Source organism: Rothia sp. HMSC067H10 (assembly GCF_001810635.1).
Taxonomy (GTDB): domain Bacteria; phylum Actinomycetota; class Actinomycetes; order Actinomycetales; family Micrococcaceae; genus Rothia; species Rothia dentocariosa.
Map to the genome: position 1 here is coordinate 866,647 of NZ_KV802317.1, position 13,528 is coordinate 880,174.

A 13,528-nucleotide genomic window follows, 5' to 3' on the forward strand; every position below is an offset into this window, starting at 1 on the left:
ACCGCAGCCCTAAGCCACAGGCGAATCATGCGCGCATCCTTACGGCATCCGCCTGGCAGGCACGGTACACTAAATCCAGAAGAAAACACCGCTGACGGCTTGAAGGGTCATCATGGAAATCAAAATTGGTATTCGTCACATTAGCCGCGAAGTTACGCTCGAAACCAAGGAAAGCGTAGAGACTATCCGCACCAAGGTAGCCGACGCCATTACGAACGGTTCCCTCCTTGAAATCACCGACGATAAGGGAGCAACCACCCTCGTACCCGGTGAGCAGATCGGTTATGTTGAGCTCGGCTCCGAAGACAAGCGCCGCGTTGGGTTCGGTGTCGGCGCCTAACAGCAGGGGGTACACCCAATAATTTTTACGAAGCCCGCATTTCACGGTTTTACCGTATGAATGCGGGCTTCGAGCGTTCCTATGGCAGTACGCATACTCGACATATCGACCTGTAAGGGTGCATCTGACGCCAAGACGGGTTAAGATTTAAGGGTTAAGTGGATGCCCGGTCGTTCTTGATATACCAGACACCGCGTCTTTCCGGGAGCCTGAGTTCTTTTACAGCAGGTACATCTTCAAGAGCTCGACTTCGGAACATGAATTTCCCGCGATCGGCTTCCTTCACCTCGCGCCAGCCCGGCGTTGTGAATACACCGTGCTCCCCGCAGTACTCGGGCAGCTACACGGCATAACACCTGTGCACACTCACGCACAGGTACGGGTGCGGCGCAAACCGCCCGATCAGGGCAGGAAGATATGAGATGACCGACGCTCAAAACGCGACGACCGATGAGGCCCAGCCTTCCTCAACACCACAGTCTTCCCCCAAGTCCTTTGCCGATTTTGGGGTTCGCCAAGATATTAGCGATGCACTCGCCGCTGTGGGCATTGTGAGCCCCTTCCCCATCCAGGAAATGACCCTGCCGGTCGCACTCGCCGGGCATGACATTATTGGGCAGGCAAAAACCGGTACCGGTAAAACCCTCGGGTTCGGTCTCCCCACGATTCAGCGTGTGGTGGGCCGTGACGACGGTCAGTGGGGTTCACTGCAGAAGCCGGGGGCACCTCAGGCACTTATCTTGGTACCCACCCGCGAGCTTGCAATTCAGGTGGGTAACGATTTAGCGGTAGCCTCTAAACTGCGCAATGCTCGCGTGGCAACCCTGTACGGCGGTGTTCCCTACGAGCCTCAGGTCGAGCAACTCACCAAGGGACTGGAAGTTGTGGTCGGCACTCCCGGACGTCTGATCGACCTGTACCAGCACGGTGCGCTCACCCTCACCCAGGTTAAGACGGTGGTGTTAGATGAGGCCGATGAGATGCTCGACCTAGGCTTTTTACCTTCCGTCGAAAAAATTATGGGATACCTACCCACCGACCGCCAGACCATGCTGTTCTCCGCGACAATGCCTGGCCCGGTGATCACGATGGCGCGCAAATACATGACTAAGCCCATGCATATCAGTGCGGCAGACCCGGAAGATCACGCCAAGACCAAGGCCTCGATTCGTCAGGTGGTTTACCGCGTGCACCATATGGATAAGGACGAAATGCTCGGCCGCATCCTGCGTGCTCATGGGCGGGGACGCACCGTGATCTTCACGAAGACTAAGCGCGATGCTGCGCGTGTTGCCGATGAGCTTATTGCGCGCGGATTCGCCGCCGCTCCCCTGCACGGCGACCTCAACCAGGGCGCTCGCGAGCAGGCTTTGCGTGCTTTCCGCAACGGCAAGGTAGATATTCTGGTGGCAACCGATGTTGCGGCCCGCGGTATTGATGTGGAAGACGTGACCCATGTGATTAACCACCGCGTGCCCGAAGACGAGAAAACCTATCTGCACCGCACCGGGCGTACCGGTCGTGCGGGCCACGAGGGTACCGCCGTAACCTTCGTGGATTGGGAGGATATTTCCCGGTGGCGCCTCATTAACGATGCGCTCGATCTGGGCGTTTCCGATCCTGTGGAAACTTATTCTTCTTCTGAGCATCTGTTCTACGACCTGGATATTCCGCCGGGCGCCAAGGGTCGCCTGCCGCGTTCCGAGCAGACCCTCGAAGGTTTGGATGCGGAGCACCTTGATGATTATGGCGAATCGCGCTCTTCACGGGGTAGCTCCCGTTCCTCTCGGGGTTCGCGTTCAGGTTCGCGCGGTTCTAAATCCCGCGGCTCCCGCGGCGGTTCTCGCAAGGCAAAGTCCGAAAAGCGCGGGGAGGCTTCATCTTCGAAGGATACTGCGCCGAAACGTGAACGCCGCCCGCGCCGCCGCACCCGACGCGTTGAGGGTGAAGCCGTTGAGACGCGTACCGAGAAAACCGCGGGGAAATCCGCCGAGAAAAAATCGGCTAAGAAATCCGGCTCTGCCAAGGATAGCTCGGTTGAGAAAACAGATTCTCAAGGCTCGTCGCGCCGCCGCAGCCGTCGCCGTTCCGGGAATATGGGCAAGGCAGACTCGACTGCAGCTAAGAAAGCGGGTCGAAAAAAGTCTGATACCGCATCGGGTGAGGGGTAAATAGCGAGTGAGCGAAGCAGTATCCTCCGCCGATACATCTGTGCCCAAACGGTCGGGCACCGGCGATGTTCCAGTTTTCGATCCGAATGGTTCATCGCTGGTGGTTCAGGCCGATAATCTGGCGTATCTGAGCGAGTTGCCAAGTGCCTCGTTCACTGTGATCTACATTGATCCGCCGTTTAACACCGGCAAAACTCAGACCCGGCGTACCCTCAAAACCGCCCCTGCTGCAGACGGCGAAGACCAGGGTAAAGGTAACGGTAATCGTACCGGTTTTCAGGGCAAAAGCTACACGAGTGCCCTGCAAACCCTAGCGAGTTATCACGATGCTTTTGAGGACTACTGGGCGTTCTTAGAGCCGCGTATTAGGCAGGCTCACCGTCTGCTCACAGAGGATGGCACCCTCTACCTGCACCTCGATTGGCGTGAAGTTCACTACGCCAAGGTCATGTGCGACATGATTTTTGGGCGCGATTGTTTTATCAACGAGATCATTTGGGCCTACGACTACGGCGCAAAATCGACAAAGCGCTGGCCCACTAAGCACGACAATATCTTGATGTACGTTAAGAACCCGCAGGAATACTACTTCAATGCGGATGCGGTAGACCGCGAACCCTATATGGCACCCGGTCTGGTGACCGAAGAGAAAGCGGCGCGCGGAAAACTCCCCACCGATGTGTGGTGGCATACGATCGTTTCGCCCACGGGTAAGGAAAAGACCGGGTACCCCACGCAAAAGCCGCTGGGTCTGCTCAAGCGGATGATTGCTGCTTCATCACGCCCGGGCGACTGGGTGCTGGATTTCTTCGCTGGTTCCGGTACCACCGGTGCGGCTGCGGCGGCTCTGGGGCGCAGGTTCGTGTGCGTGGATCAGAACCCGCCCGCGATTGAGGTTATGGCGAAACGCCTGAACGTGGATGCCAAATCGTTTGCCGACTACCGCGGTGTGCCGCGCGGTGCGGCGGTGCTGTTTACTCCGCATCGTCACGTGGGGGTTCGCGGGGGTACCTCTCGGGATGCGCTCACGGCGGCATCGCGGCGCGCGCTGGCGGCGCAGAGTGAGAAGATTCGGGAGCGTGTGAAGCCTATTGACGGGGCGCACAGCCAGTTTGTGCGGCATCCTTCGACCGATGTTTTGGAACGCGAGCTGCGCGCCCAGGCCCGCGAAAAACTGCGTAAAGACCGCAAACGCCAAGAGCTGACGAAGAAGCGGAAACAGGTCAAGGAGACGGCGGCGTCTTCATAGCGGACTGACCCGGCGTATGCCGTACACTTTGCTGCATCTTCGTAGGGTTTAACCGTACGATATGCGGCAAAGTGTACGACTTACAGTGATTAATCTAGTGCTCGGCGGTGAGCTTTAGCCGCGAATCTGGGCACGGATCGCCTCAACAGTTTCGCGGGCAGTGGTATTCTCCCCCAGCTGGTTTGGTTTGCCCGCGCCGTGGTAGTCGCTGGAACCTGTCACCAAAAGCTCGCGATCGCGCGCAAATTCCAGCAGACGTGCACGGTTCGATTCAGAATTTTCACGATGGTATACCTCCACCCCGGCGAGGCCCGCATCCGCCATCTGCCCCAGGTATTCAAGCGGCAGTGCAGGACCACGATTTTCACTCATCGGATGCGCCACCACCGGCACGCCACCCGCCGCGCGCACCAGCCGAGTCGCCTCCAGTGGGTCCATGCTCTCTTGCGGCACATAGTAGGGTGAGCCCGCATAGAGAATACGACCGAACGCCTCCTCACGGCTGGCGACGATTCCGGCGGCGATCAGCGCATCCGCAATATGGGGTCGCCCCACCGATGCATTCTCTTCACCCGTCTGTTCCTGCACGTGCTCCCAGGTGAGCGGGTAGTCGGCGGATAGCAGCTCAACGATGCGCCGTGCCCGCCCCGCACGCGAGCGCCGAATTTCCTCAACTCGCCGCGCCAGCTCGGAGGATTGCGGGTCATACCCGTAGGCCAGCAGATGCACGCTCTTAGTACGCTTTCGCCCCTGCTCATCGCGGTACGTGTACCGGCACGAAAACTCGGCACCGGGCAGAAAATCCAGCCCGTACTCCCCCGCCAGCTCGGCCGCCTGCGACCATCCACGCGCGGTGTCATGGTCGGTAAGCGCGAATCCTGTCAGTCCCGCCTTACGAATAAGCGGAATTAATTCGGTGAGCGGCTGAGTACCATCGGAAATTGCGGAGTGAATATGCAGATCGTAACGTTCGGTCATAGTTCTAACTCTAGCGCACCCTACGTTCGCCTCACCCGCGATAGCGCCTTGCTCAAGGCGATTTCCCGCGGAAAATAGCGGCGGTATACCGGCGATTTCTCGCGGCGCGTGGGATAGAATACAACTATGACTGAAAATACGAAGAAGAGCACCGGAGCTCCAACAACAGATCACCGCGATACCCCCAAAGCATCAGCTTTTCAGGAGTTCATCGCATCAAACTGGGAGCCCGCTGCCGATGATGGCTATACCCGCGAACGCGTTGCCGATTTTGCGGCGCAACGTCGTAAGAAGATTTCCCAAAAGTTCCCGGGTGAGCGCCTGGTTCTGCCCGCAGGGCCGCTGAAGGTTCGCTCGAACGATTGCGATTACCGTTTCCGCCCGCATTCGGCGTTTGCACACCAGACCGGGTTGGGTGTTGATCATGAGGCTGACGCCGTGCTGGTTTTTGAGCCCGTAGATGAGGGCACCGGCGATAACGGCTCGAACCATGAGGTTACCCTGTATTTCCGCCCGTTGGCTGGCCGTGACACCACGCAGTTTTATGCGGATGCGCGCTACGGCGAGTTCTGGGTTGGTCCGCGCCCCACGCTCAAAGAGTTTTCGGAGCGTTACGGTGTGCGGACGAAGGACCTTTCGGAGCTTGAAGTTGCGATTACGAAGAACGCCGGAGCTCAGGCGTTGGGCGGGGTGCGCATCCGACTGGTGCGTGAGGTTGATCCTTCCATTGATGCGCTGGTTGATACCTCCCGGTATAACACGGGCGTTGCACTGGAGGAATCCGATAAGCTCGATTCTGAGCTGACGGTGGCACTCTCTGAGGCCCGCCTGATTAAGGATGAAATCGAGGTTGAGAACCTGCAGCGTTCGGTCGATATGACGGTTAAGGGCTTCGAGGAGGTCGTGCGTGAGCTTCCGAAGGCGGTGGCGCATCATCGTGGTGAGCGCGTGGTTGAGACAGCGTTTTTCTCGGTGGCACGTACCGACGGCAACGACCTAGGCTATGACACGATTGCGGCGTGCGGAAATAACGCGACGATTCTGCACTGGATTCGCAATAATGGCACCGTGGATGAGGGCAAGCTGCTGTTGCTGGATGCCGGTGTTGAGGACGATACCCTGTACACTGCCGATGTGACCCGCACGTTCCCGGTGAACGGTAAGTTTACCGAGGTTCAGGCGAAGGTCTATAACGCGGTGCTGGATGCTGCGGATGCGGCGTTCAAGGTCGCTGTGCCGGGTCGTAAGTTCCATGAGATTCACGATGCCGCGATGGAGGTGCTGGCTCACCGCCTAGAGGAGTGGGGACTGCTGCCCGTTTCGGCTGAGGTTTCTTTGACGGTTGAGGGCGGTCAGCATCGCCGGTGGATGCCGCACGGCACCAGCCACCATTTGGGTTTGGATGTGCACGACTGCGCGCAGGCGAAGGCGGAGCTGTACACCGGCGCAACTTTGGAGCCGGGTATGGTCTTCACGATTGAACCCGCGCTGTACTTCAAGGATGAGGACTTGTCTGTTCCCCAGGAGTACCGCGGCATCGGTATCCGCTTGGAAGATGACGTGCTGTGCACCGAGGACGGCAATGTGAACCTCTCAGCGGCACTGCCCCGCACGGTTGAAGAGATTGAAGCGTGGATGGCGAAGCTCGCCCAGTAGTCTCTTAGTTTCGCAGACGAAAGTCCCCGCAGCCAGTACTGTCCTGGCTGCGGGGACTTTTTCGTTGTGTCATATGCCTCTGTGGCGTTGGAAACTAGTCTTCCTTGACTCCCTTGGGCTTAGGAGTCTCACGAGTTGGGGCCTGCCGGATAGTTTTGGCATATTCTTCCGGATCGTCAATGCGCAGACCGAACCGCTGTACTGCTGGTGCCTGAGGCTTGCGTTCGCGGGCGTCGGCGGCGGGCGAAGACTGCTCAGAAGAATCGTCGGACTGGGTTTGCTGCATGGCAGTCTGTGATGCAGCGGCTTGTGACGCTTGGGAATCCCCACCGACTGGGCTTTGCCACGGAATCTCCTGTGCCGCACTGCTCTGTTGTCCGTCCGCATCCGCTTGCTCGGGATTCGGGTTCTTGGCAGCGCTATCGTGGTTTTCAGGGTAGCCGCCTTGCTGATCCGTCACAGTCGACGGGGTGCTCGGAGCCTGCGAAGATTCACCGGCAGGCGTTGGTGTATAAGAGACATAGGGGCTGGCGGTATGGGGCAACCCGGTACCTGCACTTGGTGTTCCCGAGGATGCAGAAGCTACCGCCTTCTGGAACAGCGGGTTTGCCGAGAGGATGCGCCGCGCCTCCGAAGAATAATCACTCAGAGCGTAGACTATGGTGCGTTCCGGGACTGCCTCACCGCGCATCGGATAGCGACCGGAACCGCCGCGGCGAAGCTCAAAAATTTTCCAAACCACGAAGACCGCAACGGCGATCGGCACGGCGGATGAGGCGGCAGCCCAGAAGTTCGTGCCCGCGGTGGAAACCAACGCTGAGTAGAACAGGCCCGCAAGAATACCCTGGATAAGAGCGACCAGAAGCGGACGACCGTACCCCTGCTGGGTGGGGTATTCGACCTGTTTGAGTCCTTCGTTCACCAGGTATAGCGCGGTGATGGGGTAGTTTGCGGCGGCAAGCACATCAAAAGCGGCGAAGGCTTCTTCACGGCGGCTGAAGGCTGCCACGGGTTCGCCCTGAGGCATAAGCTGTCCGTTGGCCTGCGCCAGGCGAGACGCTAAATAAGAAGACGGGGGCATATTGGGAGGCATCTGAGTCATGCCCTATATTTTACCGGCAGAGAACCCGCAGGGGGCGGGATATTTGCGATGGGCTTAGTTCCCTACTCATAGAAAAATTTTACACATCGGTTAGGGCCTGCAGACCCGCACCGGTCATGACTCGTAGCGTGCCTATGCACTGGTGAAGTGCGTATTCGGGGTTCACAGCGTACCCTAGATAGAGTGAGCAATACTAAATTCAGCGCCCCCAGCAAAATTTATATCGCCCGCCTGCTCGGTCTTGATGTCTTCGACCCCTTCGGTGACCGCCTCGGTCGCCTGCGTGATGTGGTCGTACTCAAGCGCGGTTTTGGCGCGGCGTTGGCGGCTGGTGCTCACCTGCGCAAAGGCAGCGAGCCTGTGGTTGTAGGCATCATTATTGAGGTGCTCGGCAAAAAGCGTGTCTTCATGCCAATGACTCGTGTGCGCAGCATCGACGCCTCCCAGATTATTTCAACCGGGCTCGTGAATTTGCGCCGCTTTGAACAGCGCAACTCCGAGACTCTGGTGGTAGGCGAACTTTTCGACCGTCGTGTGCGCCTGCTCGACGGCAGCGGGGATGCCGTGATCGAAGACGTCGCCATTGAACAGCGCCGCAACGGAGATTGGGGTGTGACCGAACTCTTCGTATCCCGTGTGAGTAGTTCCAGCGGGTGGCGCCGCCGCTCCAAAGAAACCCTGGTGGTGGACTGGGATCAGGCGATGCTCTCCACCGAGCTGGAGCCGCAGGCCGCGACCGCTTTCGTGGCGAACCACGAAAATTCTAAACCTGCCGACCTTGCCGATGCGATCCATGAGATGAACGATAAACGCATGGTCGAAATCGCAGCGGAGCTGCAGGATGAGCGCCTGGCGGACGTGCTTCAAGAGCTGCCCGAAGAGGACCAGGTACAAATTCTTTCCTACCTAGCAGACGAACGCGCCGCGCAGGTTCTTGAAGAGATGGAACCGGACGACGCCGCCGACCTTCTAATCGAGCTCGACGACGTGCAGCGTGAAAAGCTGCTGGAACTCATGGAACCGGATGAGGCAGACGATGTGCGCCGCCTGCTCGAATATGACGAGGGCACCGCTGGTTCGCTCATGAACCCGGTACCGATTATCCTCTCCCCCGAAGCCACAGTTGCCGAGGCACTGGCGCATATTCGCGCCGAAGAAATCTCGCCCGCGATGGCTGCTGCGGTTTTGGTGGCCCGACCGCCCCTCGAAACGCCGACCGGCAAATATTTGGGGCTGGTGCATATGCAGCAACTTTTACGGGTGCCGCCGAGCGAATCGATTGGCCACATTCTAGACACAGACACCGAACCGGTCTCTGACCAGGCAAGTCTTGCGGAATTAGCGCGCGTACTCGCCGCCTACGACTTGACCATTATCCCCATCGTGAACGAATCTCACCGCCTGGTCGGTGCGGTCACGATTGACGACGTACTCGATGCGCTCCTGCCCGAAGACTGGCGCACATTCGACGACGGAACCCCCGTACGAAAGGTAGGGCGACGCTTTGTCTGATCAGAACCGCCGCAACGAAAACCTGAAGCACGAGGAAAATCCGAGGATCGATAAAGCGCGCATCCTCAAAGACCGTCTCGAAAAGAAATACGCCGAACGTAGCCGCGACACTCGGGAACCCAGCAGGAGCGGGAACCGCACCGAATCTCAACTGAGCACCCCGGCAGAGCGCAAGAACAAGCTTTTTGCGTACAACCCGAACCCGGATGCTTTCGGACGTATGACTGAGGCGTTCGCCCGGTACATGGGTACGCCTCAATTTCTGCTGTGGATGACCGTCTTCTGTGGCGTGTGGCTGGGCTGGAATACGCTCGCCCCCGAAGAGCTGCAGTTCGACCCGCGAAGCCTCAACTTCACCCTGCTCACCCTGATGCTCTCATTGCAGGCATCCTACGCCGCTCCCCTGCTGCTGTTGGCGCAGAACCGGCAGGATGACCGCGACCGCGTGGTTGCCTCCGAGGACCGCAAACGCGATCAGCAAAATCTTGAGGAGACACAGTATTTGACGCGCGAGATCGCTTCGCTGCGCATCGCCCTGCGCGAGGTTGCCACCCGCGACTTCGTGCGCAGCGAGCTTCGGGATATTTTGGAAGAGCTGAAATCTATTCAAGAAGAGCAGGAACGCCAAGCCGAACAGCTGCAGGATATTGGCGACGATATCGAAGAACTTGAAGATGCGGACGGGGAAGAAAACACCGAGGCTGAGAGTCACACTGCTAATACCGAAAATTCTCCTGACGCCAAGGCACCAACGGCGCATAAAGGCGAACGACCCACATCCTAAAGCGTGTTCTGCAACCCAGTTAAGCTCTTAAGCTCGCAGAACACCAGCCTAGACAAATAATGCGCAAACGCGCATGATAGTAGCACCGCAGCCAACCATCTACGCGGCGGTGTTTTTATCGCCCGGTGCGGCATCGTCACCGCGACGATATATACCCTCTTATGAACGCGCTGAGGAGATACCATGAGTAGCCCTAACGCCACACCGCACGATCGTTCCCGCGAAAACGAACCGGCGCCCGATAATCCCCTGGAGGATGCGCTCTGGGCGGCGCTCGCGCGCGTGGAAGACCCCGAGTTGCGCCGTCCTATCACCGAACTTGGCATGGTGGAATATGCCCGGGTTCTCGCCGAAGAAGACAACCCGCAGCGGCACTATGCCCAGGTGAAAGTTCTGCTGACCATTGAGGGATGCCCGCTCAAGAACACAATCGACGCCCAAGTGCGCGAGGCGGCTGCCGCCGTCACCGGTATCGATCGCGTGCAGCTTGAGCTTGGTGCCATGAACTCCGAACAGCGCGGCGCCCTCAAATCCCGGCTCAAGCCCGAACGCACCAATCCCTTTACCGCGCCCGGATCGCTCACCCGCATCTTCGGGGTGGTTTCCGGTAAGGGAGGCGTGGGGAAATCCTCCATGACCGCAAATCTCGCGGCGGCGTTTGCTTCGCGGGGTCTTGCCGTCGGCATTATCGACGCGGATGTGCACGGCTTCTCGATCCCGGGACTCATGGGCATTACGGAAGCCCCCACCCGACTGGATGACCTCATTATTCCCCCGACCATAGACGTTCCTGCCTCGGTACGGGGTAAAGACGATACGGGCGGGCACGAGTTGGCGGCTGGCGCATCCGGCGGTTTTGTGAAAGTTATTTCAATTGGTATGTTTCTCAAGGATAATCAGCCCGTCGCCTGGCGCGGGCCGATGCTGCACCGGGCGCTTGAACAGTTCATTCTTGACGTCCACTTTGGCGCGCTCGATGTTCTGCTGCTTGATCTTCCCCCGGGTACCGGTGATATTGCGATCTCAATGGCACAGCTGCTTCCCAACGCCGAGTTGATTCTGGTCTCCACCCCGCAGCATGCGGCGGTGGATGTCGCCGAACGTGCCGGTACCCTCAGCCTGCAGACACAGCAAAAGGTGGTGGGCGTGATCGAGAATATGGCGGCGATGACTCTACCCGACGGTACTGTGTTAGAGATGTTCGGTTCAGGCGGCGGCGAGCATCTGGCGACACGTCTGACCGAGGCGCTGGACTATTCGGTGCCGCTGCTCGGTTCGGTTCCTCTTGATGTTGCCCTGCGTACCGGCGGTGATGAGGGTATGCCCGTGGTGTGGGGCTACCCGGAGTCAGCAACTTCTGTAGAAATTAAGAATATTGCTGCACAGCTTTTGCACCGCAAGGATTCCCTGGCGGGCAAGCCGCTGTCACTAATCGTGTAGAGTTTCTCGGATAGCTCGCAGAAGAGCTCACAAGAATATAAGTATGCTGGGCATCGAGATTCGTATTCTCGATGCCCAGCATACTTATGCGCAACCAAACGCCTCAGGGTTTAGGACAAGAGCATACCGGGGACCACCCACCCAAACACTCAGAGGGCAAAAGCATTAGGGTATATTCAAGTCCCCCGGACCGTGACTATGCCACAGCCAACCTACCCATATCAGCTGTAAAACAAGCCCGAAGAACACCAAAAGCCAGTGGTACGCCCTTGAGTCTTTTCCGTAGCTTATGAGCACGAGTGCAAGTGGGAAAAGAGGCAGCAGAATACGGAATGTTGAGGTTTGCGGAAGCCAGAAGACACCCAGATAAACCATATAGGCAGCACACCAGATCAGCATGACGGGATGCAGCAGAGAGCGGGTACTACGCGAAAAAATCCAGCAGAAATAGGCGAAGAAGCCTACGGCAACCAGCAGGGCAACAGCCCACATGTTCCACTGTGGCAAATAGGTATTCAGGTTGGTAACCCATTGCACCACATAGTGCTGCCCATCATCGACAGTACGCCCGCTCCAGCCTATTTCAGTGGCAAGATAAGCGTCTATCCGCCCAGTCGCAATTGCTGCGTGAAGCGCATGCCCCAGCGCGAAGAAACACACGATCAAGGCGCTGATAAGGTGCAGGGATCGTGCCGCGAACGCGCCCATCAAGGCTTGCCCGGCGCTGAGGGGCGAAGGTCCACCAGCCGCGCGGCGAACACGGTATTCAGAGGTCACACAATACAGCCACCATATACCCGCGAGCGCGCCGAGGGGCACGCCGACGGGTCGGGACTGTGTAGCGAGGAAGGCCACCGGTATAGCCCAAAGGTACCGGTCGTATGCCAAAAGTAGGATAAACAGGGCGATCGCGAAAATGGTCAGAGACTCCGCATACCCGGTTCCAAAAATAACCGCTGGCCCGCAAAAACCATAGGCGGCAACCGACCATAGTGCCAGGGAACGATGCGGTGATTCCTGGCTCGCACGAATCTCGAATACTCCGTGCTCACGCCAGTTAAGGCATCCCACGAAGAGCAGATAGATGACCCATGCGAGGGCAAAGCTCACCACTACGCTGAGCATCACGGTGCTGAGGGCAAAAGGAATACCTGTGGTATCGGCTATGAACCCTGCAATAGTAGGTTGGGCCGGAAGGAAAGCCCACGTATTATGCCCAACAACTCCGTTATCGTATACGGGTAGTTGGACGGGGTATCCGTTCTTGTAAATCCGTTCGTACCATTCGGCGTCCCACCACCCCAAATATTCAAGAAAGGTGGGCACATGGCCGTCGCCTATTTTCTGCTGACCGGCAACCTGCTGCATACCGACAACCCAGAAAACGATAAAACCCCATAGGCGGCTGGGTGCCCAAATACTCAGCACCTGAGCCCAGGCTGGTAACGCAGCAAAACGATGCGCCACCCGGCGCAGAGCAGCAGTCGCGGAAGTACCGAGGGAGTCGAAAAAGGAGAAGCCGCCGGTATGTAAGGTAAAACGAGTGGGATTAAAACGTTCTGCCCTGCGCGGGTTTAGCGGTGAAATGGGGTCCCGTAGTTTTTCCGCCTCACCATACGTGGGGCTATCAAGGCTTTCGCTCATCGGCGTATTCTCCTGGGCGGTGCGGTGTCTCGGAAGTTAGGTGATGTTTTTGCTGAAGTTTTATGTTTCTCAAGGCTTTATCTATGTGACTGCCGCTAGGGCTTCGCACATAGTAAATCCCCTGCCGTAGGGCTAGGGGACCTTCCATAGAATCTAAGCCTTGTTTAGGTCGCTTCCGTATCGTAGGGAGCGTAGGCACCGCGCGGCAGCCGGTTTAGATTTGATGCGGCGGGCTTGTTCGCTTCGGAGCGTTCTTTAGCTTCACGTGCCCGTTCTGCGTCGTCTTCCGCGAAGGCTTCGCGCACAATAACGCGGGGATCATATTGACGGGGGTCATACTGACGCCAGTTGATCTCGTTGAGTGTTGCATCCCCCAGCGTATCTTTAAACTCGTCTCGGGCGTCGAAGGCCATTCGACGAACTGTTTTGATGAGTTCCTTGATTTGGCGCACGTATTCGGGCATGCGTTCGGGGCCGATCACGAAGAACGTGAGAACGGCTAAGACGACGAACTCAGTGCCACTAATACCAAACACAAGATATAGAGTACCAGCATCTTGAGTGCGACGGGAATTGCCACGAAGGCTTTTATGAGGTGTTTCGCACTGAGCCGCACGGTTTTATCGTCTATATGTGATGCGCATCCCGCCGT

At 57.9% G+C, this 13,528-nt stretch carries 11 protein-coding genes; 7 read left to right on the forward strand and 4 right to left on the reverse strand.

Going from position 1 to position 13,528, the window contains the following annotated elements:
- Positions 1 to 112 precede the first annotated feature (112 nt).
- The 3 genes from HMPREF2756_RS10685 to HMPREF2756_RS10695 all read left to right on the forward strand — a co-directional run bounded on the left by HMPREF2756_RS10685 (position 113) and on the right by HMPREF2756_RS10695 (position 3,760).
- The gene (locus tag HMPREF2756_RS10685; RefSeq protein WP_070620980.1) at positions 113 to 340 is read left to right on the forward strand and encodes a DUF3107 domain-containing protein; all 228 of its coding nucleotides are present in this window, start codon (positions 113 to 115) and stop codon (positions 338 to 340) included.
- Between the two features lie 422 nt (positions 341 to 762).
- A complete protein-coding gene (locus tag HMPREF2756_RS10690) occupies positions 763 to 2,511 on the forward strand; it encodes a DEAD/DEAH box helicase (RefSeq protein ID WP_070620982.1) in 1,749 nt (582 codons plus the stop codon).
- Between the two features lie 7 nt (positions 2,512 to 2,518).
- Positions 2,519 to 3,760: a DNA-methyltransferase gene (locus tag HMPREF2756_RS10695; protein ID WP_246825935.1), complete on the forward strand. Its 1,242-nt coding sequence runs from the start codon at positions 2,519 to 2,521 to the stop codon at positions 3,758 to 3,760.
- A 114-nt stretch (positions 3,761 to 3,874) separates the two neighbouring features.
- Here the strand turns inward: HMPREF2756_RS10695 and HMPREF2756_RS10700 are convergent, their stop codons facing one another.
- Complete coding sequence (locus HMPREF2756_RS10700; RefSeq protein ID WP_070620984.1) at positions 3,875 to 4,738, reverse strand: PHP domain-containing protein; 864 nt, start codon at positions 4,736 to 4,738, stop codon at positions 3,875 to 3,877.
- A 126-nt stretch (positions 4,739 to 4,864) separates the two neighbouring features.
- On the opposite strand from HMPREF2756_RS10700, the gene HMPREF2756_RS10705 reads away from it, so the two are divergent.
- A complete protein-coding gene (locus HMPREF2756_RS10705) occupies positions 4,865 to 6,394 on the forward strand; it encodes an aminopeptidase P family protein (protein WP_048752983.1) in 1,530 nt (509 codons plus the stop codon).
- Between the two features lie 94 nt (positions 6,395 to 6,488).
- On the opposite strand, the gene HMPREF2756_RS10710 is transcribed toward HMPREF2756_RS10705, so the two are convergent.
- Positions 6,489 to 7,496 carry a hypothetical protein gene (locus tag HMPREF2756_RS10710; protein ID WP_070620986.1) on the reverse strand — a complete coding sequence of 336 codons (1,008 nt, stop codon included), beginning with the start codon at positions 7,494 to 7,496 and terminating at the stop codon, positions 6,489 to 6,491.
- 183 nt (positions 7,497 to 7,679) lie between these two features.
- Between HMPREF2756_RS10710 and HMPREF2756_RS10715 the strand changes: the two genes are divergently transcribed.
- The 3 genes from HMPREF2756_RS10715 to HMPREF2756_RS10725 all read left to right on the forward strand — a co-directional run bounded on the left by HMPREF2756_RS10715 (position 7,680) and on the right by HMPREF2756_RS10725 (position 11,232).
- Positions 7,680 to 9,008: a magnesium transporter MgtE N-terminal domain-containing protein gene (locus tag HMPREF2756_RS10715; RefSeq protein WP_004005110.1), complete on the forward strand. Its 1,329-nt coding sequence runs from the start codon at positions 7,680 to 7,682 to the stop codon at positions 9,006 to 9,008.
- The gene (locus HMPREF2756_RS10720) at positions 9,001 to 9,792 is read left to right on the forward strand and encodes a DUF1003 domain-containing protein (RefSeq protein WP_070620988.1); all 792 of its coding nucleotides are present in this window, start codon (positions 9,001 to 9,003) and stop codon (positions 9,790 to 9,792) included. The genes HMPREF2756_RS10715 and HMPREF2756_RS10720 overlap by 8 nt, the downstream gene beginning before the upstream one ends.
- Before the next feature lie 183 nt (positions 9,793 to 9,975).
- A complete protein-coding gene (locus HMPREF2756_RS10725) occupies positions 9,976 to 11,232 on the forward strand; it encodes a P-loop NTPase (RefSeq protein ID WP_070620991.1) in 1,257 nt (418 codons plus the stop codon).
- A gap of 165 nt (positions 11,233 to 11,397) precedes the next feature.
- Here HMPREF2756_RS10725 and HMPREF2756_RS10730 read toward each other — a convergent pair whose 3' ends face one another.
- On the reverse strand, positions 11,398 to 12,876 hold the full coding sequence (locus tag HMPREF2756_RS10730) for a hypothetical protein (RefSeq protein ID WP_070620992.1): 1,479 nt from the start codon (positions 12,874 to 12,876) through the stop codon (positions 11,398 to 11,400).
- A 164-nt stretch (positions 12,877 to 13,040) separates the two neighbouring features.
- Positions 13,041 to 13,412: a twin-arginine translocase TatA/TatE family subunit gene (locus HMPREF2756_RS10735; RefSeq protein ID WP_004005117.1), complete on the reverse strand. Its 372-nt coding sequence runs from the start codon at positions 13,410 to 13,412 to the stop codon at positions 13,041 to 13,043.
- Between the last annotated feature and the right edge of the window lie 116 nt (positions 13,413 to 13,528).

What these genes read in the sequence shown, in the direction of transcription:
- HMPREF2756_RS10685 (WP_070620980.1), top strand. Translation starts at nt 113, where the DNA reads ATGGAAATCAAAATTGGTATTCGTCACATTAGCCGCGAAGTTACGCTC.
- HMPREF2756_RS10690 (WP_070620982.1), top strand. Translation starts at nt 763, where the DNA reads ATGACCGACGCTCAAAACGCGACGACCGATGAGGCCCAGCCTTCCTCA.
- HMPREF2756_RS10700 (WP_070620984.1), bottom strand. Translation starts at nt 4,738, where the DNA reads ATGACCGAACGTTACGATCTGCATATTCACTCCGCAATTTCCGATGGT.
- HMPREF2756_RS10705 (WP_048752983.1), top strand. Translation starts at nt 4,865, where the DNA reads ATGACTGAAAATACGAAGAAGAGCACCGGAGCTCCAACAACAGATCAC.
- HMPREF2756_RS10710 (WP_070620986.1), bottom strand. Translation starts at nt 7,496, where the DNA reads ATGACTCAGATGCCTCCCAATATGCCCCCGTCTTCTTATTTAGCGTCT.
- HMPREF2756_RS10725 (WP_070620991.1), top strand. Translation starts at nt 9,976, where the DNA reads ATGAGTAGCCCTAACGCCACACCGCACGATCGTTCCCGCGAAAACGAA.
- HMPREF2756_RS10730 (WP_070620992.1), bottom strand. Translation starts at nt 12,876, where the DNA reads ATGAGCGAAAGCCTTGATAGCCCCACGTATGGTGAGGCGGAAAAACTA.